This is a genomic window from Rhizobium sp. P1_E1 (assembly GCF_056406015.1).
The window spans coordinates 19,944-41,949 of the sequence record NZ_JBFUAY010000035.1 but is presented as its reverse complement, the minus strand read 5'-3'; the positions used below and the strand labels follow the sequence as shown (position 1 = coordinate 41,949).

General features: G+C 57.3%; 19 protein-coding genes. 12 read left to right on the top strand and 7 right to left on the bottom strand.

Features of this window, described 5'->3' with window-relative positions:
• Nucleotides 1–151: 151 nt before the first annotated feature.
• From AC1D1Z_RS14770 to AC1D1Z_RS14750, 5 genes are all read right to left on the bottom strand, one after another.
• A complete protein-coding gene (locus AC1D1Z_RS14770; protein ID WP_018517161.1) occupies nucleotides 152–1,645 on the bottom strand; it encodes a tripartite tricarboxylate transporter permease in 1,494 nt (497 codons plus the stop codon).
• A gap of 10 nt (nucleotides 1,646–1,655) precedes the next feature.
• Nucleotides 1,656–2,141 (bottom strand): tripartite tricarboxylate transporter TctB family protein, encoded by a 486-nt coding sequence (locus tag AC1D1Z_RS14765; RefSeq protein ID WP_065276586.1) that lies wholly within the window; start codon nucleotides 2,139–2,141, stop codon nucleotides 1,656–1,658.
• Nucleotides 2,142–2,308: 167 nt separating this feature from the next.
• Nucleotides 2,309–3,790 (bottom strand): aldehyde dehydrogenase, encoded by a 1,482-nt coding sequence (locus AC1D1Z_RS14760; RefSeq protein ID WP_115156445.1) that lies wholly within the window; start codon nucleotides 3,788–3,790, stop codon nucleotides 2,309–2,311.
• Between the two features lie 137 nt (nucleotides 3,791–3,927).
• Nucleotides 3,928–4,905 (bottom strand): Bug family tripartite tricarboxylate transporter substrate binding protein, encoded by a 978-nt coding sequence (locus AC1D1Z_RS14755; protein ID WP_477850998.1) that lies wholly within the window; start codon nucleotides 4,903–4,905, stop codon nucleotides 3,928–3,930.
• 433 nt (nucleotides 4,906–5,338) lie between these two features.
• The gene (locus AC1D1Z_RS14750) at nucleotides 5,339–6,556 is read right to left on the bottom strand and encodes an ABC transporter permease (protein WP_245308413.1); all 1,218 of its coding nucleotides are present in this window, start codon (nucleotides 6,554–6,556) and stop codon (nucleotides 5,339–5,341) included.
• 604 nt (nucleotides 6,557–7,160) lie between these two features.
• Here AC1D1Z_RS14750 and AC1D1Z_RS14745 point away from each other — a divergent pair.
• From AC1D1Z_RS14745 to AC1D1Z_RS14725, 5 genes are all read left to right on the top strand, one after another.
• The gene (locus AC1D1Z_RS14745; protein WP_245484529.1) at nucleotides 7,161–8,240 is read left to right on the top strand and encodes a sugar ABC transporter substrate-binding protein; all 1,080 of its coding nucleotides are present in this window, start codon (nucleotides 7,161–7,163) and stop codon (nucleotides 8,238–8,240) included.
• Between the two features lie 117 nt (nucleotides 8,241–8,357).
• Nucleotides 8,358–9,101 (top strand): SDR family oxidoreductase, encoded by a 744-nt coding sequence (locus tag AC1D1Z_RS14740; RefSeq protein WP_477850995.1) that lies wholly within the window; start codon nucleotides 8,358–8,360, stop codon nucleotides 9,099–9,101.
• 97 nt (nucleotides 9,102–9,198) lie between these two features.
• On the top strand, nucleotides 9,199–10,044 hold the full coding sequence (locus AC1D1Z_RS14735) for an SMP-30/gluconolactonase/LRE family protein (RefSeq protein ID WP_065276581.1): 846 nt from the start codon (nucleotides 9,199–9,201) through the stop codon (nucleotides 10,042–10,044).
• Nucleotides 10,045–10,140: 96 nt separating this feature from the next.
• Nucleotides 10,141–10,926, top strand: a complete 786-nt coding sequence (locus AC1D1Z_RS14730; protein ID WP_028757306.1) for an SDR family NAD(P)-dependent oxidoreductase — start codon at nucleotides 10,141–10,143, stop codon at nucleotides 10,924–10,926.
• A 19-nt stretch (nucleotides 10,927–10,945) separates the two neighbouring features.
• Nucleotides 10,946–12,184 carry an NAD(P)-dependent oxidoreductase gene (locus tag AC1D1Z_RS14725; RefSeq protein ID WP_162804538.1) on the top strand — a complete coding sequence of 413 codons (1,239 nt, stop codon included), beginning with the start codon at nucleotides 10,946–10,948 and terminating at the stop codon, nucleotides 12,182–12,184.
• A gap of 220 nt (nucleotides 12,185–12,404) precedes the next feature.
• Here the strand turns inward: AC1D1Z_RS14725 and tcuB are convergent, their stop codons facing one another.
• Nucleotides 12,405–13,508, bottom strand: a complete 1,104-nt coding sequence (gene tcuB, locus AC1D1Z_RS14720; RefSeq protein ID WP_018517171.1) for a tricarballylate utilization 4Fe-4S protein TcuB — start codon at nucleotides 13,506–13,508, stop codon at nucleotides 12,405–12,407.
• Nucleotides 13,498–14,907, bottom strand: a complete 1,410-nt coding sequence (gene tcuA, locus AC1D1Z_RS14715) for an FAD-dependent tricarballylate dehydrogenase TcuA (RefSeq protein ID WP_018517172.1) — start codon at nucleotides 14,905–14,907, stop codon at nucleotides 13,498–13,500. Before tcuA ends, tcuB begins: the two co-directional genes overlap by 11 nt.
• A gap of 186 nt (nucleotides 14,908–15,093) precedes the next feature.
• Between tcuA and AC1D1Z_RS14710 the strand changes: the two genes are divergently transcribed.
• The 7 genes from AC1D1Z_RS14710 to AC1D1Z_RS14680 all read left to right on the top strand — a co-directional run bounded on the left by AC1D1Z_RS14710 (nucleotide 15,094) and on the right by AC1D1Z_RS14680 (nucleotide 21,913).
• Nucleotides 15,094–15,747, top strand: a complete 654-nt coding sequence (locus AC1D1Z_RS14710; protein ID WP_018517173.1) for a GntR family transcriptional regulator — start codon at nucleotides 15,094–15,096, stop codon at nucleotides 15,745–15,747.
• A 153-nt stretch (nucleotides 15,748–15,900) separates the two neighbouring features.
• On the top strand, nucleotides 15,901–17,769 hold the full coding sequence (locus tag AC1D1Z_RS14705) for a flavin-containing monooxygenase (protein WP_115156444.1): 1,869 nt from the start codon (nucleotides 15,901–15,903) through the stop codon (nucleotides 17,767–17,769).
• Nucleotides 17,770–17,861: 92 nt separating this feature from the next.
• Nucleotides 17,862–18,680: an SDR family NAD(P)-dependent oxidoreductase gene (locus tag AC1D1Z_RS14700; RefSeq protein WP_065276578.1), complete on the top strand. Its 819-nt coding sequence runs from the start codon at nucleotides 17,862–17,864 to the stop codon at nucleotides 18,678–18,680.
• A gap of 5 nt (nucleotides 18,681–18,685) precedes the next feature.
• Entirely contained in the window at nucleotides 18,686–19,264 is a 579-nt protein-coding gene (locus tag AC1D1Z_RS14695) for a carboxymuconolactone decarboxylase family protein (protein WP_065276600.1), read from the top strand.
• Nucleotides 19,261–20,355: an amidohydrolase family protein gene (locus AC1D1Z_RS14690; RefSeq protein ID WP_128408771.1), complete on the top strand. Its 1,095-nt coding sequence runs from the start codon at nucleotides 19,261–19,263 to the stop codon at nucleotides 20,353–20,355. The genes AC1D1Z_RS14695 and AC1D1Z_RS14690 overlap by 4 nt, the downstream gene beginning before the upstream one ends.
• Nucleotides 20,352–21,512 carry a thiolase domain-containing protein gene (locus tag AC1D1Z_RS14685; protein WP_477850988.1) on the top strand — a complete coding sequence of 387 codons (1,161 nt, stop codon included), beginning with the start codon at nucleotides 20,352–20,354 and terminating at the stop codon, nucleotides 21,510–21,512. Before AC1D1Z_RS14690 ends, AC1D1Z_RS14685 begins: the two co-directional genes overlap by 4 nt.
• A 2-nt stretch (nucleotides 21,513–21,514) precedes the next feature.
• Nucleotides 21,515–21,913, top strand: a complete 399-nt coding sequence (locus AC1D1Z_RS14680) for a Zn-ribbon domain-containing OB-fold protein (protein WP_063828065.1) — start codon at nucleotides 21,515–21,517, stop codon at nucleotides 21,911–21,913.
• Nucleotides 21,914–22,006 lie beyond the last annotated feature (93 nt).

Genomic DNA, 22,006 nt, shown 5'->3' with positions numbered 1-22,006 from the left:
AGGTCGAGTCCTGGACCAGCGCCACCGTGTTTACTGAATCCGAGATCGTCGAATGTGGGCGATTATCCGGGCCTGATACCGCAATACGCACGGCGCAGGCACCGGTTCTTCCTGATCACTCTACCGGAGCCACAGAACCTGCCGCCCGACTTTATTCCTCCAGCGCCTCATCCTTCTTTTTCCGAATAGTTGGCAGCAGCATTGCCAGCAGTGCAGCAGCCGCAATCGCGAGCAAGACTGCGCTGACCGGACGCTCAACGAACACCATCGGATTGCCGCGAGAGACAACCATGGCTCGTCGCAGATATTCTTCCAACATCGGGCCAAGTACAAAGCCGATCAGCAAAGGCGCAGGTTCACACCTCAGCTTGTAAAGCAGGTAGCCAACGAAACCGAAGAGCACCGTCTCGAAAACGTTGAACGCGGAGTAGTTGACGGAGTACACACCGATGGCACAGAAAACGAGGATGGTTGGATAGAGGTAGCGGTAAGGCAATTTGAGCAGCGACACCCAGACACCGATGAGCGGCAGGTTGATGACAAGCAACATGAGGTTGCCGATCCACATGCTGACAATCAGGCCCCAGAAGAGCTTCGGTTGAGACTGAATCACTCCCGGACCCGGCTGGATGCCGTGGATCATCAGACCACCGATGATCAGCGCCATGACCGCATTGGCAGGAATGCCTAGCGTGAGCATGGGGATGAACGAGGTCTGGGACGCGGCATTGTTCGCACTCTCCGGACCGGCAACACCTTCAATCGCACCGGTTCCGAATTCATGGCCGTATTTTGAGACGCGCCGCTCCAGAATGTAGGATGCGAATGTCGACAGGGCTAAACCGCCGCCCGGAAGAATTCCCAGCACGGATCCGACGATGGTGCCGCGAATGACCGAAGGAGTTGCTCGCCGGAATTCTTCCTTGGTCAACATCAGGCTTCCAACCTTGGAAATGGTCTTGTTGCGATTTTCTGGATTTTCCAGATTCCTGACGATCTCGGCTACACCGAATATCCCCATGGCAACAGCAACGAAGTCAATCCCCTCGAAGAGTTCGAAAAACCCGAGCGAGAAGCGAACCTCGCCGCTTTGGATATCTGTTCCGACCAATCCAAGCGCCAAACCGAGCGCAAGCATTGCAATGGACTTGAAGATGCTGCCCTGGGCAAGGACCGTTGCAATGATCAGTCCGAGAAGTATGAGTGAAAAGTATTCGGCGGGGCCGAACGAAAGCGCAAACGACGTCAACAGCGGTCCAGAGGCGGCCACCACGAGGGTGGCGACCGTGCCGGCGAAGAACGATCCCAGCGCAGAGACCGCCAGCGCGGCGCCTGCTCGGCCCTTCAGGGCCATCTTGTGGCCCTCAAGCGTCGTCACGACAGCCGTGACCTCCCCGGGCAGATTGAGAAGGATTGCCGAAGTGGATCCTCCATACTGTGCCCCGTAATAGATGCCGGAAAGCATGATCACTGCTGTCACGGGATCAAGTGCGAAGGTAAGAGGCAAGAGCAGAGCGATCGTCGCCAACGGCCCGATCCCCGGCAGAACACCAATGGCGGTGCCGATCAGACAGCCCATGAATGCAAAGCCGAGATTGTGAAACGTCATTGCGACCGAGAGGCCGAGCGCGAGATTGTCGATCATGTTTATTCGCTCACAGTTCGGTCAGGCCAGGGGGCAGGAACGAGACGTTCAAATTCAAGCCCAGGATGAAAACCAGCCAGCAGATGAAAACCAGAGCAACCGTCATGCCTGCGATGCCCAACACGGAGTGCGAGCGGTCGGCGATGCTGGCGATCACGACAACGGTTGCGACCGACAAAGCGAGGCCAATCCGTTCGATCAGCACGCCGAACGCGGCCATGGCTCCAAGGATAAGAACCAATTCTTTCCACGCCCACCTTTCGAGCGGATCTGGACCGTTTCGCAATCCAACGACGATCACAGCGACACCGAGGATCGCCAAAAGCGAGAAAATAAGCATGGGCATGTAGCCGGGGCCCATTTGGGCGGCCGTGCCCGTTGCGTTTTCCAGATTCAGGAGCAAACCGATGGCCGCGACGGCAATCAAGAACACGCCGGTGGCAATATCCTTGGCGTTTAATTTTCCAGTTGTGGTTTCTTCCGGTTGGTCTTGCATTTGAGGTCTTCCCCGAATTTTTGTTAGGTCCTCGGTGAGCAGAATGCCTGTCAGCATGTCTCAAGAATGGGCCTGTCATTCGATATAGATCGCGCAATGTCAGGATGCCGATCCGTGGCAGCTCGTCACGTCAACGAAAAGTGGCAGACGGCGAGCCTTTACCGAACCTACCGCATGATAAAGGGATTGACCGGCCCTTCGTCGGACGTGAACAGAAACACGCTTTTCGTCTCGAGGTATTCATTGATCGCCTCGATTCCGCCTTCGCGTCCCAGCCCCGATTTCTTCATCCCGCCAAATGGCATCATGTAGCTGTAAGCGCGATACGTGTTGACCCACACCGTACCGACCTTCAATGCCTTCGTCATTCGCATGGCGCGGCCGATATTCTGCGTCCAGACCCCAGCGACGAGACCATAAGCGATATCGTTCCCGATCTCGATCGCCTCGTCCTCCGTGTTAAACTCAATGATCGATAGGATCGGGCCAAAGACCTCTTCCTGGGCGATGCGCATGCTATTGGTCACATCGGAAAAGATTGTCGGCTGGACGAACTGTCCGCCGGTGAGGCCATCGCCGGTAGCAGCGTAGCCACCCAAAATACAGCGAGCTCCGTCTGCCCGAGCAATATCGAGATAATCCAAAACCTTCTTGAACTGGGGCGCCGTTGCGATGGGGCCGACGTTTGTATTCGGGTCCATCGGATCGCCCAGCCTGATGTGGCTGGCAAGATCGATCAGTTTCGCGGTGAAAGCCTCCTTGATCGACTTGTGGACAAGGAGACGGGAGCCGGCCGTGCACATTTGGCCAGACGCACCGAAAATCCCGGATACAACACCTGCGGCCGCCAGATCGAGATTCGCATCCTCAAACACGATGTTAGGCGATTTCCCGCCGAGTTCGAGTGACACGCGTTTCATATGTCTGGCAGCCGTTTCGTAGATTTTCGCGCCGGTTGCATCCGATCCTGTGAAGGTGATCTTCGTCACGCCAGGATGCTCGACCAGTGCAGCGCCGACGTCGTGCCCAAAACCCGTGACGACATTGAACACGCCATCCGGCATGCCGGCTTCCTTAACGAGAGCAGCAAGCTCAAGCGTGCTCGCGGATGCGAATTCGGACGGTTTGACGACAACACTGCATCCGGCCGCCAGCGCGGGCGCACATTTAACGGTGGCAAACCATATCGGTGAATTCCAGGCGGTGAGCGCTGCGACAACACCGATGGGCTCGCGAAGAGTGAACGCAAGAGTGTCCGCCTTCTCGATCGGAATCGAGGATCCCTCTATCTTGTCGGCAAGACCACTGAAGTAGTACCAGCATTCGGCAACGCCGTTCAGCTGGCCGCGAACCTCGGTGAGAAGCTTGCCATTATCGCGCGCCTCGATCCGCGCGATCCTGTCGGCGTTGGCGACGACGAGATCACCGATCTTGCGGAGAACCTTGCCGCGGGCACTGGCTGTCATTTTACTCCACGGACCGCGCTCCATTGCCTTGACTGCGGAATTGACGGCACGGTCAACATCACCAGGCGTTGCGCGGGCGATCTCTGCCCAAACCTTGCCCTGATAAGGATCCTCACTTTCGATCCATTCGCCACCTTCTGCATCGGTGAACGCGCCGTCGATAAAGAGCTGGTACCTTTGCATGCTTACTCCTGAACTCGGTCCTGATGGTGTTACGATAAAAGTCGACGCCACTCCTGGCGTCGGCGTCGAACGACTGGGCAGAGGCGGGACGGTCCTTGGCAAATGGCCGTCACCCTGGCTGCAGATGGCCAATAGACCTAGTTGTTCAGCTTGATATCGTTCTCGGTGATGATCTTGCGAAACCGATCCTGTTCGCTCCTGAGAAATGCCGTGAATTCTTCACCGGTCTTGAGATCTGTATGGAATGAGAGAGGGCCAAAGCGGTCCTGAAATTTCGGATCTTGAACTCCCTTGACGACCGCCGCAGCAAACCTGGCCACGACTTCTTCAGGAACACCGGCGGGGGCAAGATAGCCGTACCAGACTCGCCCATCGATTTGCGGGTAACCGATCTCAGTGGTGGTCGGCACGTCTGGAAGATTGCTGGTGCGGGCTGCCGATGTGACCGCAAGCACCTTCACATTCTCGTCGTCCTTGAGGATTGCCCCTTCACGTGCGGACACAAACATCATTTGGGTAAAGCCGCCGGCAATTCCCTGARTGCCGTCCGGATTGTTTTTATAGGAGACATTGATACCTTTGCCCTTGGCTTCCTTGATAAACGCCGTCCCAGTCAGGTGCGCAATGGTGCCAACGCCGGCGCTCGCAAAAGTCACGCCTTCGGGAGAATGAACCGCAGCCATAAGGTCATCGATGGTGTTTATCCCAGCTTTCTTGGACGCTATAAGCGCCAGGGGATAACCGCCAATCCCGACAATCGGCGTGAAGCTGTCAAGAGTGTAGGGTAGTTTGTCGCGCAGAACGGTCTGTACGAGACCAGACGTGGGCAGGCACAGAAAGTTATAGCCATCGGGTTTTGCCGATGAAGCTGCGGTTACTCCGATAGTGGTCGATCCGCCTCCACGGTTTTCGATGACCACGGCTTGGCCGAGTTCGGATGTAAGCGTTTCCGCCAAGAACCGGCTCAACGTGTCGTCATCGCCTCCCGGCGCATTGGCGATTGTAATTGTGATCGGGCGGGCAGGCCATTTGGCCTGCGCCTTGGCAACCCTTGAAAGCATGGCAGCTGATCCAACCGCGCCAGCCCCAATCAATACTTCTCTTCTTGAAATCATGACTTCCTCCCAAATTTTGGCATTTAAGCCAGATGCTCAGGTCAACATGATCTGGCATCCGCGCTGACCTCCCAGCACGCCTGTGCTCAAGGCCACCCGACGGCTTTGATACGGTGGCCAATCGATCTCGTTAGGCCCCTTATGTAAAGGAAAAAGCCAAGATCTGTCCCTTGGCATATAAGCTGAAATTATATCTTTCGCTGACTTGCACCATTCCTCACGGTGTATTTTTGGAAGGCTGGGCAGGCATCTATCAGGCACATGACTCCGAACCTCGTCTGCCCTCCCGCATCACGCTCTCGCGGTAAGTTGCCATTGTGACATTAGGGGCTCACGCAGATCAACTTGGCTCCGATTTTTTCGAAAATGCGCTAAGGCAGAGTGCGCGTGGGCGAAGACAAAATGAGATATCGAAGAGTAGAGATGAGTTGAATTATTGTGTCTTTGCACCGAGCGTCTTGGCGCGATTCTTACCGCCAACCGTATAGATCGCAGCAGCTACCACGACGACGATTCCTTCAATAAGACCTTGGTAGTTCGCACCGAGATTGAGAATATTGAAGCCGTTGGACAGCGAAAACAGCAGCAACGCGCCGGCCAACGTTTTGATGACACTTCCTGCACCACCAAAGAGTGACGTACCCCCGAGGATCGCCGCCGCGATGACCGTTAACTCTGCGCCGGAGAGACCGCCCGGATTGATGGATCTAAGCCTGCTTGCAAACAGGATCCCAGCAAAGCCTGCAGAGGCGCTACACAGCACGAATGCCAGGATCTTGTAGCGCAGCACGTTAATGCCCGAAAGCCGCGCAGCCTCTGCGTTCCCGCCAACTGCGTAAAGCCGCCGTCCGACCATTGTGAACGTAAGAGTGAACCAGACAATCGCCGTAAAGGCGAACAGGTATAGGACGGGCTTGGGCAGCATGAGTTGTAGGTTGGTCGTCCAGCTCAGGGCAAGAAGACACACACCAATCACGGCCAGTGCGGCCATAGCCGGGCGCACCGCAATGGAACGTTTTTGTGCCTGAAAGAGCATTGCCACGCCGCATCCCAGGAAAAGAATGCCGAGCGCCAACATGATGAAACCAACATTGATGCGACCGCTTTCGAATGCCTGCATAGCTGCGATAACTTCGGTGTTTTCGACCGACAGGGCATAACCGTTGGTATAGAGCAGGACGACGCCACGAAGTGCGGTCATCGTCCCCAACGTCACAATGAATGCGTTTATTCCCAGGAATTGCACGATCGCGCCATTTAGCAAGCCGGACCCAATTGCCACCGTCATCGCGACGGCAAATGCCGGCCAAAAGCCAATGGCATCCGCGTTGCCGACGAAGACGGCCGCAGACAGGGCGGCGACGGAGGCAACCGAAAGATCGAAATTACCGCTGATCAGAATGACAGTCATCGCCACCGCCATGATGCCGATCAACGACGCTTGATAAAGAACATTGGTGACATTCAGCAGGCTTAGATAATTGGCACGACCAAGATAGGTCGTTGTCATCGAAAGCACCAAGACAAGGAGAAGGAGCGCGTAGTAAACGCCCATCTCCCGCAGACTGAATATATGTTTCCAATCCGTTTTAAGTCGTTGCGGTTCGCCTGGAGCTGTGGCGCAATCGATTGTTGCTTCAGACGGGACCATCGGTTTTTTCCTGACATATGGGTTGGCTGAGCGTCTCTCGTGTCAAGCGGCTCTCATGGAAGGCACCTTATTCATCGCGCCTCCCGAAGCGACCGTCAGCCCCTTGAATACGGACGGCGTATGATGATGAACGCCAATAGTCGGTCAACTGTGAGCGCGGCGCTCGGTCCAAAGCATATTTGCACCACCGAGGATGTTCGGCGCCCGAAAACCTCGAAAATACAGTGACCTAAGTCGCCAGGGAGACCCAATCGCGCCAGATTGTTGCGTTGGTTGCAAAGCTGAATGTCAGAATTGCTCGTTACTGAGTCAACGATTGGCTGCCGAAAGGCACGGACATGTCGGAATAATCTATGAAGCCGGCCTTGCTCTAGATCGCCCGATTGTCGTGGTCTACATCCACGATGACCATTCGGATCAGTCCTTGCGTTTCACATGTTCCATGGCGCGCCAATATCAATGCCCAAGATAGGCGAAACAGCATCCTCTAAGACCTCGCTGCGCAATCCATCTTTGCGCCAGGTGCAAAATTCTTTTGCCGATTCACTCATATAAGCCCAACGGCCTTCCCGCTAAGTGTTTATCCGCGTGACATTGCAGGCAGATGGCGTCGGGAGAACGCCAGCCAAGCGAAATGTCACGGGGACAGCGTGCCACAACGTGGCCAATAGACCGCTCTGCCAACATCGGCAGGGAGGAAAGAGGAGGAGTGAAACCAATGCAGAAATTTGCGCGTCTTATACTGGCCTGCGCCGGCAGTCTTGCAGTCATGTCTGGAAACCCCTGGGCGAAGGACCTCACGTTCGGCTATGTCCCAGGCAGCATGATATATCCCTACAACGTGGCGACAGCCAAAGGCTTTGAAGCCGAGGCTAAGGCAGCTGGCGTCAAGACAGTGGTGCTCGACCCCCGTGGGAGCGTGGAAAAACAGGGGAATTCGATCGACGATCTGATTGCGCAGAAGGTTGATGCGATTGGCTTTCTGCCACTTGATTCGGTCGTGGCACAATCCTTCGTTGACCGTGTCAGCGACAAGAAGATTCCGATCGTTGCCGTTGCGCTCCAGGTTGGTGATCCCGTCAAACGCGAACTGCGGGACGTCTACCCGGGCCTCACTGCGCTTGTTGCCCCCGACGACGTGGTCGAGGGCGAGCAGGCTGCCAAGCTGGCACTCGACCTGCTGCCGAAAGATCGTTCAGCGACAATCGCGATCATCGAAGGCGCTCCCGGTTACGCCGTTGTCGAGCAACGCATTCGGGGCTTCAAGAAGGGGCTCGACGCCGCAGCCCAGAAATATGAAATCGTCGCATCGCAGCCATCGGATTGGACGCCGGAGAGCGGCCAGACAATTTGCCAGAATTTCCTGACCTCGCGGCCTGATCTCGACTTGATCTTTAGCGAGGCCGACGACATGGCGATCGGCTGCGCCCGCGCCATTAGCGCAAGTGGCTCCCAAACAAAATTGATCGCAACCAGCGGCGGATCGAAGACCGGAAATGAAGCAATTGCGGCCGGCGAATTGAGTGGCTCCGTCTGCGTCAAACCTGAAATGCTTGGCCGGCTGATGTTCAAGGAGATGTATGCGGCAGCCACCAATGCCGACTACAAGAAGGGCAAGTTCGTTACTATCGACCTTCCCATCATCACAAAGGACACACTGGCCGGCTGCCCGGCGGAATGGTGAACCCGCGCTTTTGAGCCAAGGCAGGAAGACGTTGAAGCCTTGCGCGGCCTGGCGCCGTGCAAGGCTCATTATCGGTTGAATGAAGCACGATAGTGCAATGAAATAGGAGAAAATGAAATGGCCCTATTGGCTGGCAAAAATGTCCTCATCACCGGAGCCCTCGGCACGATCGGCCAGGCGCTGGTGACCCGCTACAGCGAAGAGGGGGCCAATGTTGTCGCTTTGGATCGTCCAGAATCTCCCGGTGCGCAGGAGACGGTTTCAAAATTGTCCCCAAACGCGCGTTATTTCGGATGTGATCTTGGTGATTTGCCGGGGACTGAAGCCGCCGTTTCCCAACTTGCAGAAGACGTAGGTGGAATTGACGTTCTGGTCAACAATGCTGCACATGTCCACAACAGACCCTTTGAAGATTWTTCCATCGACGAATACGAAGAAGAGGTGCGCATCAATTCGTCAGCTGCCTTTGTTCTGACACGCGTTGCAAGCCGCCACATGAAGCAGCAGAAATACGGCAAGATCGTCAATCTGACCTCTATGACGCTTACTGGCCATTGGGATGGCTTCGTGCCCTATATTGCTTCCAAAGGGGCGATGTTCGGGTTGATCAAGGGGTTTGCACGTGAGCTGGGACCATTTGGAATCAACGTCAACGGAATTTCGCCAGGTGCGGTCGTATCCGACGCCGAGTATCGTCACTACGGTGATCGCCGCGAGCAATATCACCAATGGATTCTGGAGCGTCAGAGCGTCAAACGCCGCATAGAGCCAATGGATATTGCCAATCTCGCAGTTTTCTTGTCGTCGGCGCAAGCCGACTTGATCAGTGGCCAAAATATCCAGGTTGATGCGGGTTGGTAGCGTCGTGATTTGATGAAAGGCTGTGTTTCGGATGATGGAGGATCATTCGGGTGCACGGTGCAACAACTCATCTACGAGAGAACCGAGGAGGGGCTTGATGCGGCATCTGCACGCGCAACGTTTCGCAGACGATTTCATATTTCTGGAGAGCCCCAAATGGAGGGATGGCCGTCTTTGGGTGTCGGATGTATTCGATCACCGCGTCTATTCGATCTCACCGGAAGGAGAAGGGGAGGTCGTCTGCCAGGTTCCCCACCGTCCCTCCGGACTTGGATTCCTACCGGACGGATCTCTGATCATCGTCTCGTCAAAAGATAAGAGGCTGCTGAGGTTTCACGGTGGTAAAACGGAAGAATACGCAGATCTTAGCGCTCACGCCGCGGGCGACGTAAACGATTTTGCTGTCGATGAACTTGGTCGGATCTACGTCGGTAACTTCGGCTACGATTACGACGCAGGCGAAACGCCGAGATCGACGTCACTGCATAGGGTCGACCTCGACGGTTCGATCACCGAAGTCGCCAAGGGAGTAGAGTTTCCCAACGGCGCGGTTGTCATCGACGCGGGACGTACGCTGGTGGTCGCCGAAACATGGGTCGGACGGTTGACCGCGTTTGATCTTGCCGCGGACGGTACACTGAGCGGGAGCCGCGTCTTTGCCGACATGGGCGAGAGACAACCGGACGGAATTTGTGCGGACGCCGAAGGCGCGGTCTGGGTCGCTTGCTTCAACACCGGAGAATTTGTTCGGGTGCTGGTAGGTGGGGAAGTCACCGACCACTTCCAATTCGAAGGGCGTGGCGTGTCGTGCACACTGGGTGGCTTTGACGGGCGTCAGCTTTTTTTGTCCACCTATCTTGGGCCGAGCGAATGCATCGCGGCCGGCGACCGCAGGGGCGCCTTGTTCACAGCCAAGGTCGATGTGCCGACGAGCGGTTTCTAACAAGGGCATGCGCTCAACCCCACCAGAACAATCAATTCCCGAGCAATCGTCACAGACTGTTCGAAATCCAGATCTGATACAAAGAGAGGTTCCGCCATGCGGTTGAAGGACAAGGTAGCAATCATTACCGGAGGCGCATCCGGTATCGGCAAGGCGACAGCCGATGCGTTTGCGGCCGAGGGCGCGATCATTGTCATCGCAGACATCAATGTCACCGCCATAGACGCTGCCGTTGCACAATTTCGAGAAAAGGGTGTAACGGCGACCGGCCACGTTTGTGACGTCTCCAATCGAGACGATGCTCATCGTCTTATGAAGTCTGTTGATGCAGAGTTTGGCAGGATCGACATCCTGGTCAACAATGCCGGTATTTCCCGCTACCGTGCGTTTGCCGAGGCAACCAGCGACGATTGGGATCCCGTCCTCGCGGTCGACCTCAAGGGTGTCTTCTTCTGTTCGCAGGCCGTTGCGCCTTACATGCGCGCGCGCAAATCCGGTCGTATCGTCAACATTTCTTCCGCCCTCGGAACGGGGGCTGCTCCCCACAATACGGCCGGCTCACCCGGCGGGAGCGCGGCCTACGCCTCTGCCAAGGCTGGAGTGATCATGTTGACGACAACGCTGGCCCGCGAGCTCAGTCCGGATGGCATCACCGTCAACTGCGTGGCACCGGGTAGTTTCCTGACAGAGTTTTCCTCGTCCACCAGGACGCCTCAACAAGTCGAGGACCATCTTGAATATCGCAGGAAACATCTGCTTCTGCGGCGCGTCGGAACCCTGGACGAGCTGGCATCGGTCATCCTGTTCTTCGCCTCGGATGATTCAAGCTATGTGACCGGCCAGACACTGAATGTGGATGGCGGCAGGTCAGACCGCATCTGAACAACGCGAGGAGACTGCGGTGAAGGTTGGATATATCGGATTGGGGGCAATGGGAGGTTCGCTGTCGCGTCATCTGATCGCGAACGGGGGACTTGTGGTCTATGACCGAAATCCCGCCACGTTGGCCGCATTCGAAAAACTTGGCGCAGTCATCGCCGATACGCCGCAAGCGCTGGCGCAGAGCTGTGACGTCGTCATGCTGTGCCTTCCGAAATCTGCGGATGTCGGTGATCTTCTCTTTGGCGCAGATGGAATCGCGGGGTACCTCCGTGCAGGCGGACTGGTGATCGACCAGACAAGCGGCGTGCCTGAGCTGACGATCGATTTTGCCCGCAGGCTTGCCGAACGTAAGGTCCTCTTCATGGATGCGCCGGTCAGTGGCGGTATCCCAGCGGCGCAAAATCGCACGGTAACGATCATAGCGTCCGGTTCCGATGGTGCCTGGGAACGGGGCAAGCCAATTCTCGAAAGGTTAAGCACAAAAACTTTGCGGTGCGGACAGCGTGTCGGCGACGGTCAGGCCTTGAAGCTGCTGACAAATGGAATCGGGGCCTGCTACAGGCTTGCCACGCTTGAGCTCGTGGCGCTCTGGCGCAAATCCGGCTTTCCGTTGGCCGATATTGTCACGGCATTGAACCGCAGCGTCGGCGCGAATTTCACCTCACGCAACATGCTCCTCGGTCTGGTCGAAGGCCGCTCGACGACGAATTTCGCCATGACGCTTATGGTCAAAGATCTCAATGGTGCCTTGGATCTTGGGACGCAAACCGCCTCAACTCTGCCACTCACCGCGACCGCTCGCGGTTTGATGCAAAGCGTCATCGGTCTTTTCGGCGAAGATGCGCGCCTCGATGACGTCATTGCTTTCACCGAAAAACTCTCATCGGTCAGACTTGCAGACGAGCTTCATGACAACAGGCAAGCACATGAAACGCCTGTCTCCACAGGCAATCTGGATGAGCTTCTCGCACGAGCCGTCGCAGCGTGCAATGTGGTCGCCGTCCTGGAAGCGGTTGAGGTCGGGCGAAAATTCGGGCTCGCAGTGGCGGATATAGCGCGCGTGATTGAGTCTGGCTCTGCTTGGTCTCACATCGCAGGAGAGCTGCTATCGTCCGTAGAAGCAGATGCGCTCGATATTGGCCGCTACCAAATAGAGCACCAAGCGCTTGAACATGCCGCACAGCTGGCCGCCCAGATTGGTCTGCCCTTCATTATGCCTGGTATTGCGCTCGCGCGGTTTCGCGACAGGTTGCTCTAACGACGCAACATCGTCATGCCCAGGCGGTTCACCTGTCATGTCTTGATCGGAGCGTTTCATCAGTCGTTGCTGCTGTTGGCCTTGCCCGTGCCGGGTGAGGCGGTTCTACTTTTCTGGCCCGCCCCTTGTGTCCCCGCGCATTGCAGACTTTGACGACTTCGGCAGGTCGATAATCCCGGCGATCCACTCGCCGGGCAAGCCTTCAATGAGGGGATTGCCTTCAGTCGCGACGGGTTTGTGCATCACGCACGAGGGCTGCTAGCCGAAAGAAGGCATGGACCATTTTCGTGTATGGAAACGTCAGGTAGAAGGCCAGGATGGCACCCAGATGGAAGATCAGCAGGGGTCGAACTGCAGCGCTTCCAGTGGCGCCATAGAGTGCGAGACCCGAGGCGGCGATGGTTGTCAGCAATAGCACGAAGGCCATTTCGCCACCCCAAACCGCCGGAGCTCCTAGTGCCTTTTCGGCCCGGATCTTCAATCTTATCAGCTCGATACCGCCCAAGGTCATCAAGATCCCGCCGGGCACGCCCAGGAGCTTCGGGAGCGAAAGCAGTCGATAGGGCGCTTTCAGGTCAATCGCGTAGTGCAGGATCGTGGCGGACACCGTTGAGGCAAAACAGAGCATGAATCCCCACATGACAGCCTGATGCGCCCAGCGGCGAGACATGGTGAAACGATCTTCCTTTTCATAATTGCACCCTTTGGCCGCCCCGCCGGAGAGGTTCTTGAGTTTACCCGCATCGATAAAGGCGGAGCGAAGGTGGGCAAGCGTCACACGATCACCGCCGACATGGCGCCAATAACGCCAGAGCCCGCCGGCAATGACAATCAACGGTAAAACCGAGGCGAGGGAAAACAGTGATGCCATAATAGTATGGGACAAAACCGCGTAAAAACCCTGACCGTTCTCCGGGCGCAGCGCGTAGGCCGCAGCGAGGATAAGGGCTATCCCCGCAATCATTGCAGCTGCCAGTGAGACGCCGCTCTTCTGAAATAATCGGGCCAATCCATGGGGCCAGATAAACGTTTCCCAGCTCTCGACGCGAACTTCGGCCAGGGCGCGGGGGAGGTTGAGCTTGAACTCGTGCGGTTCGACATATTGGCATGCGTGAAAACAGCCGCGGCAATTGTGACAAAGATTGGCGAGCTGCGTCACGTCTCCATCGGAGAACGCCCGGCTCAATGTCATGGCCGGGAAGACGGAACAATAGCCTTCGCAATAACGGCACGCATTGCAGATCTCGAGCTGGCGGCGAGCCTCTTCCGTAGCCGTCGCCTCCGACGGTGATGCGGCGGCAAGGGCAAAAAGATCAATTTGCATGAGCGGCGGCCTCCTTGCCGGCTTTGCGTCCGAAGACAGTTCCAACGGTCATACCGAAGCCCGCCAGATATCCTTGCCCCAGGATTGAACCGGCCATGATTTCTCCGGCCGCCCAGACGTTCTGGTAGCGTCCGTGCGCACCACTGACCCGGGCACTGTCGTCAACCTTAAGTCCCAAGTAGGTGAACGTGACACCGGGACGCAGCGAGTATCCATAGTAGGGCGGCGTATCGAGCGGCCGCGCCCAGTTAGTCTTGGGCGGCTCAAGACCTTCGGTTGAAATACCATCCAGTTCCGTCGGATGAAATTTGCCGGGCCGGCATGCGGAGTTGAAAGCGGCTACGGTCTTTTCCACCGCATCGACCGGAAGACCGAGTTTTTCGGCGAGGTCAGGTATCGAATTTGCCGAAATCGCCGGGAAGACAGACGGCATGAAAAGATCCACGCTCTTGGCGTCGATCAGGGAGTATGCCACCTGATCTGGTTGAGCTGCGACCAAGCGCCCCCATATAGCGTAGCGTTTCGGCCAAACGTCTTCTCCCTCGTTGTAAAAGCGCTGGCCATGCTTATTGACAACTACGGAGAAAGGGACGCAATCGAGACGGGTAACGATACCACCGTCATACTGAGGTGCCCGACCGTCAATCGCGACCGCGTGGCACTGGGTCGGATCGCCAACGCTTTCTGCACCGGAATCAAGCATATCGCGCAGAATTTCGCCTCGGTTATAGGGCGTTCCGCGGATGAGGAAGTTGCGGGCGGCAGGACCCCAAGCGCGCGCCAGCCAGTCCAGGTCGGCCTGAAAGCCGCCGGAGGCGAGCACGACGGCTTTTGCCGAAAGCTCAATCTCTTCCCCGCCGATAACGACACGAATGGCCTCGCACAGGTCGTCTTTCAGCACAATGTGACGGACCTTGGCTTCGTAGACGATGGTAACGCCCATGTCGGACGCCGTGTTGTAATAAGCATTGACCAGTGCCTTACCGCCGCCCAGAAAAAAGGCATTCGTGCGGGAGAGCGACAGGGTGCCTGACAGGGATGGCTGAAACACCACACCGTGGTTTTCCATCCAGGGCAGACAGGCTTCGGAGTTGCGGATGGCAATACGGGCGAGATGCTCGTCAGTTCGTCCCTTGGTTACAAGCATCAAGTCGTCGAAATACTCGTCCTCCCGATAAGCGCCGGTCAAAACCGACATCGGCCCCTGATGCATGCAGCGAAAATTTCGGGTGTGGCGCGAATTGCCGCCACGATAGGGCTTTGGCGCGCCTTCAAGCAGGAGCACGCGCGCGCCTTCGTGCCGGGCTTCGATAGCGGCGCAAAGCGCGGCGTTGCCCCCACCGACCACGATCACGTCCCAGCGCGTCTGCGCCAGCGCTGTCTGCTGCTGTCTCGACATCCCAGCCCCTAAAGTCGGTGTTATTCTAGATTTGTATTCGTTTGTATACAATAGCGCGCAAAGTTGCGCAATATCACAAAATCTGCTTTTGCTTGGCAACCGTCGACCGTCTCCCGCATTGGAAACGAGCGCGGTCCTATCGAAAGAATCCAGTACCGGAACGAGCGACGGCCGGAGACGAGTGACATGGCAAAAACCGGTGAGCGGCAGATGTTGGGGCACAACGCCTATCGCTCCATTCTCGAGTTTATTCGCGATGGCGTGTATCCGCCTGGGGGGCGGCTGCGCGAAGAAGAGGTCGCCGAGCGGCTGGGTATCAGCCGCACGCCTGTGCGCGAGGCGCTGGGTCGACTGCAACAGAAGGGACTCCTGCAGGCAGCACCCGGCAGGGGTCTGGCAATTGCAACGCTCGACACAGAGCAGGTGTTCGAGCTCTACGCGATGCGAGGGGAACTGGAAGCTTTGGTTGCGCAATTTGCCGCGCAACATGCCACCAATGCGGAGATAGCAAATCTTCAAGACCTCAATGCAGAATTTGCCGCGGCAACATCGCCCCGCGAAGCCGCAAAACTAAATCGATCCTTTCATGCCCGGCTTTATGACGCCGCTCGCAATCGCTATCTTCGGGCAGCGGTAGAGGATCTGCAGGAGACCATTGCTCTTTTGCCCAAGACGACCTTTTCGCATGAAAACAGATTAGAGAGCGCTGCCCGAGAGCACTCAGCACTCATCAAGGCGATCTCATCACGTGACGCCCACGCGGCTGCGGATGTGGCGAGAGACCACATTTCGCGCTCATTGGCGACGAGGCTTGCAATGATCCGAGCCGCCGTCGCCTGACCCCACCACTGACTCCTCCAATCCACTCACCCCCTTGATGTCCACAGGGGCAATTGCGGGTCGCTATTATTGCGCCCTGCGCCATAATCTTTGGCGCAGGCGATTATAGGCGGTCGATCGATATCGCCTTAGGGTGCCGCGGAACATATCAGGATGACACGGTTTGCCGGTCATCCACAGGACATGGCGAGACTGCGCAAGGGATTTATCCGCGAACGGCTCGCCTCCATTTCCGGGAGGTTTCCAGTGACCACAGTGCAATTTGCACAAGAGTTGATCGATGTATCGGCTGCCACCGCAAAGGAACGAGCCCAGCAGTGGCTCGACAGTTTTGAACATGCGCTCACCAACGCGGACAGGACATCGCTGGGAAACCTGTTCTGTGAGGATTGCCATTGGCGGGATCTGGTCGCGTTCACCTGGACTGTTTCCCAATTCGAGGGAAAAACAGCGATTGTAACTCGGTTGATCGAGACTCAGACGGAGGTTAAGGCCGCGCGGTTTTCCGTGTCGACGAGCCGAACGCCGCCAAGGCGCGTCAGCCGAGCGGGTGTTGAGGTGATCGAGGCAATCTTCGACTTCGAAACCCCGGTCAGCCGTGGGGAAGGGCTGTTGCGTCTGCCGGTTGCCGAGCCGGACAAGGCCTGGGTGTTGCTGACCTCTGTTGACGAGTTGAAGGGGCATGAGGAGCCGCTCTATGCGCATCGCCCCTCGGGAAGCAATTATTCCAAGGGTTTTGGCGGCGAAAACTGGCTCGACATCCGTAAACGTGAGCAGGCCTACAGCGACCGGGAACCCGCCGTTATCGTTGTCGGCGCAGGTCAGGCGGGCCTTGGGATCGCTGCAAGGCTCAAAATGCTCGGCGTCGATACTCTCGTCGTCGAGAGACATGCGCATGTGGGCGACAACTGGCGTTCCCGCTATCATTCGCTCACCCTCCACAACGAGGTGCAGCGCAATCACATGCCCTATATTCCCTTCCCGCCGAATTGGCCGAAGCTTCTGACAAAGGACATGCTGGCCGGTTGGTTCGAGATGTATGCCTGGGCGATGGAACTGAACGTCTGGACCGCAACCGAGCTTAGGGGGGCAAGCTACGATGAGGCGGCCGGCCAATGGCTTGCGACCGTTCGACGTCAGGACGGCAGTGAGCGGCAGCTGCGGCCCCGCCATCTCATTTTTGCCAATGGCGTAAACGGCATTCCAAAATACCTTAATCTCCCGGGGTTTGAGACGTTCAAGGGCGAGATCATGCATACCCACCACTATCGTGATGGCTCTGCATGGAAAGGCAAGCGTGCTTTGGTGCTTGGAACCGGCAGCAGTGGACATGACGTTGCCCAGGATCTCCATAGCCACGGAGCCGACGTCGCCATCGTTCAGCGAAGTTCAACGACCGTTGTCAGTATCGAGGCGTCGCAAATCAACCATGTTCTCTACGCAGAAGGATTTCCGATCGAGGACAGCGACCTGATCGCGTCAGCAAACACCAACCCCATTTTGATCCGAAGCTACCAGCTTAACGTGAAGAAGATGGTGGAGATGGATAATGACCTGATTGCAGGTCTAAAGGCTAAAGGCTTCAAACTCGACATGGGCGAGGACGACACGGGACACCAGATGAAGCTGCGTCGTCGTGGCGGAGGATACTACCTCAACGTCGGCTGCTCCGAACTCATCGTCGATGGCAAAATCCGCCTGTTGCATTTCGACGAAATCGACAGCTTTGGCGAAGACGGCGCGAAGATGAAGAACGGCCGGATCGAGAAAGCCGACCTGATCGTCACAGCCAGCGGATATCTGTCTCCACAAGAGTTGGTGCGCCATCTTCTGGGAAGCGAGATTGCCGACAAGATCGGACCGGTATGGGGCATCGCGCCGGACGGCGAGATGAACAACATGTACCGACCGACTGCGCAGAAAGGCCTTTGGTTCATGGGAGGAGGTCTCGCGCAATGCCGGATCTACTCCAAACCCTTGGCGCTTCAGATTAAGGCCCTGGAAGAGGGGCTGATCGCCTGACACCTGGACTGCGCCGGTCGACATTTGCTTGCTCCGGCGCGGCAAAGACAATGGAGCGGTGCGTGCATGACACGCCCGCATAGGGAGGACATATGCTTGATCTTACGGGAAAAGTCGCCTTCATCACCGGAGCAGGGTCTGCCGGCGAGGGATGGGGAAACGGCAAGGCTATCGCAGTCTTGATGGCACGTCAGGGCGCCAAGGTGTTCGGCGTGGATCTGAGCGGAGAGGCTTTGGAGGCGACTTCCGCCGTCATGGCGCAGGAGGGGCACGAACATTGGGCCACGAAAGTCTGCAACATGACAGATAGCGGCCAGGTAAAGGCCGCCGTCGACAGTTGCCGGGATAAGTTTGGCCGGATCGATATCCTTGTCAATAACGTCGGGGGCAGCGCACCAGGCGATCCTGTCAGCATGAGCGAGGAGGCCTGGGACAACCAGATGGAGCTTAACCTCAAGACTGCCTTTATGGGATGCAAGCATGTGCTGCCAGTGATGGAGCAACAGTTCGCAGCCGAGGGCAAGGGTGGCGCGATCATCAACATGGCAAGCGTTGCCTGCCTGAGTGCGGCCGTTGGTGGCCGCGTCCACGTCGCCTATGCTGCATCGAAAGCCGGCGTGGTGGCGTTTACCCGCTCCACGGCAATCGCCTATGTTAAGAAAGGTATCCGCGTCAACGTCGTCATTCCCGGCACCATGCACACGCCCTTGGTCGAGAACCGATTGATCAAACAGCTCAATGTGAAAGATCCAGAGGCCTTCATCGCGAAACGCCACGCCAGCATTCCGATCGGCCGAATGGGAGACGCGTGGGACATTGCAAACGCAGTCGTATATCTTTCCAGCGACGAAGCCGGTTACATCACTGCCACGCAACTTGTTGTTGACGGCGGCCTGACAGCAGCGCGGTGACGATCATGCCCAGGATCACTCTTGACGTGCAAACCATGACGGACGAACAGCGCGCGGCATGCGCTGAGGTCATTTCAGGCCCACGAGGCAAGATCCCGTCGCCGATGATCGCCTGGCTGCAGAATCCAGAACTGGCCCGCCGCGGACAGCAGCTGGGCGAGGTTCTTCGGTTCCAGACAAGCCTTGAGCCTGACCTGGTTGAATTGGTTATCCTCTTCACTGCGCGACACTGGACGGCGCACCAGGTATGGACGTCGCACAGGCGGTACGCGTTGCAATACGGCATCGATGAATGGGTTATCGAAACGATCGCCGCTGGCATGGCTCCCGTCTTCACCAAGCCCAGGGACCAGATCGTCTATGACGTTAGCAAGGCGCTTCTGGAACAACGACGCGTGTCCGATGCGCTTTACGCGCGTGCGAATGCGGAGTTCGGAGAGCGTGGCGTGGTCGAGCTGGTTGCCATCATCGGCTACTATTGCCTGGTGGCGATGACGGCCAACGCGTTCGAGCTTGGGTTGCCGGAAAACAGGGCCGCCGAGCTTCGTGATCCGCAAGTCATGGGTGTCGCGGTAGAACTATGAGCAACAATGGGAAGCGCAGCCACATCCCCATCCGGCCGTTCTGGCTTGCCACATGTCAGGAAGAGGCGCTACAGCCCGGCCAAAGGATCATCGATGCTCACCATCATCTGTTCGACAGACCGGGCTGGCGTTACCTTCTGGACGACCTGTTGGTGGACATTGGCGAGGGGCACAATGTCCAGGCGACTGTCTATGTGCAGGGAAGAGCCATGCTGCGCACCGACGGTCCCGACATCATGCGGCCGATCGGCGAGACCGAGTTTGCCAACGGCGTGGCAGCCATGAGTGAAAGCGGAAGCTACGGCGATGTGCGCGTATGTGCTGGTATTGTCGGCTTTGCTGACCTCCTGCGCGGCGATGCGGTGCGGCCCGTGCTGGAGGCTCATCTGGCCGCGGCCGGCGCCTTCGGCGAAGGTCCAGGGCGATTTCGGGGCATACGTCACATTGCCGTATGGGATCCTGATCCGGCGATGGTCAATCCCGCGTATCAACCAACCGAAAACATGCTCGAAAGCGCTGCTTTTCGAACGGGGTTTGCCCATCTTTCGCCATTGGGCCTGAGTTTCGATGCGTGGCTGCTGTTTCACCAGATCCCACACCTTGCCCGGTTGGCTCGCGCATTTCCGGAAACGCAAATCGTTCTTGATCATTGCGGTGGTATCGCGGGGATTGGCGCCTATGCTGGAAAGCGGGACGAAGTCTTTTCCGTGTGGTCTGCCGGTATCTCAGATCTAGCCAAATGCCCGAATGTCATGGTTAAACTTGGTGGACTAGGGTTGGGCTTGTCGGGGTTCGGATTTGAACAACAACCGGTAGCACCGTCATCGGCGCAGCTGGCCGCGACGTGGCGGCCCTATATGGAAACGGTCTTGGACGCTTTCGGTACCGATCGCTGCATGTTTGAGAGCAACTTTCCCATGGACAAGGGAAGCTACAGCTATTCCAATGGTTGGAACGCCATGAAGCGGATTGCAGAAAATTTCAACCAGACCGAGAAGGATGATTTGTTCTGGCGCTCCGCCGCTCGCTTCTATCGTCTGCCCGTCGACGCCGGGATGGATAGCGCACGTCACGCGAAGGCCGATATATGAATGGCGTACCGCAGATCGTCGGTGCCTTCGAGCACCCGACACGACTCGCACCCGACAAAACGGTGGCTCAACTCCACGCAGAAGCCGCACGAGGTGCGCTCGCCGACGCGGGTCTAACCAAAGATGACGTTGACGGATATTTCTGCTCGGGAGATGCTCCCGGCGGCGCCCTGTCCATGGCCAACTACCTGAATCTAAGGCTCAGGCATTGCGATACGCTGGATGTCGGGGGAAGTTCTGCCGTCGCTCAGGTAGCGCAGGCCTGTGCCGCGATCCAGATGGGCAAATGCAACGTGGCTCTGATAACTCAGGCTGGGCGGCCGAAGTCTTTAGGGGTGACGACCGGGACCAAAAAGATCGTCAAGGACAGTTTGGCGCCCGACGTGATCTGGGAACTGCCCTACGCAGTTCCGAACGTCGCCAACTACGCGCTCGTAGCCGCGCGGCATTTTTACGAATTCGGGACGACAAGTGAACAGCTTGCCTGGGTCCGGGTAGCCGCATCCCATCACGCGCAACACAATCCCAACGCAGTGTTGCGCAAGCTGGTGACCGTCGATGACGTGTTGCAATCGCCTTTGATCTCCGACCCTTTGCACCGACTGGACTGCTGCCTGATCACCGATGGCGGCGGCGCTATCGTGGTGGCGAGAAACGAAATCGCGGTATCGTTACGCCGCCCGGCAATTCGCCTGAGGGGCGCGGGTCTGGCCTTGAAACATCAGGAGGCCGGGGCGATAGACTTGACTTACTCGGCAGCTGCGCAATCGGGCAGGGAAGCCTTTTCGCAGGCTGGGATCGACGCAGCCGACATCAGGTACGCGTCAATCTACGACAGCTTTACCATCACAGTTATCATCCAGTTGGAAGACCTTGGATTTTGTCCTAAAGGCAAGGGCGGAGCCTTCGTGGCAGACGGCAACCTCATTGCCAATGTCGGCCGGCTCGCAGTGAACACTGACGGTGGCGGGCTCTGCAACAATCACCCGGCCAATCGTGGTGGAATTACGAAAGTCATCGAGGCGGTCCGGCAATTGCGCCAAGAAGCGGTGCCGGMGGTCCAGGTCAAGAACTGCGAACTCGCATGTGTCCAAGCCACGGGCGGCCACATGGCAACGCGACACGCCAGCGCAACGCTTATTCTGGAACGGACGTGAGGATGGAACAACGAGAAGTCCGGATGGGGGATTTTGGCTCTGAAGGTGCTGTTTTCTGGCAAGCCGCGCGGGCAGGGCGCTTCATTTTGCCAAAGTGCATCGACTGTGGGCAAGTCCATTGGTACCCGCGAGCGGTGTGCCCATTTTGCCTATCAAGTGAGATTGGATGGCAAGAGAGCCGCGGCCTCGGCCATGTCTATGCGTCAACGTTTTTTCGAAGGACCGACGCGCCTTATGTCATTGCTTATGTTGAGCTCGACGAAGGGCCTCGTATGCTGACCACAATCGTGACCGGGGATGTGGCATCGATCTCGATCGGGCAACGTGTGCAAATTCACTTTGCTGCTGACGACACGGTGAACGGCGCCTATCCGGTCTTCCGGCCGATTGGAGCATCTTAGCCCAACTCGGCGGAGTAGGTTGGCGTGCGCACCAGCGGCGGCGGCACGCCCTCGCAGCGGTCACGGCAGAGGAGCATTGTGTCTGCAAAAAAC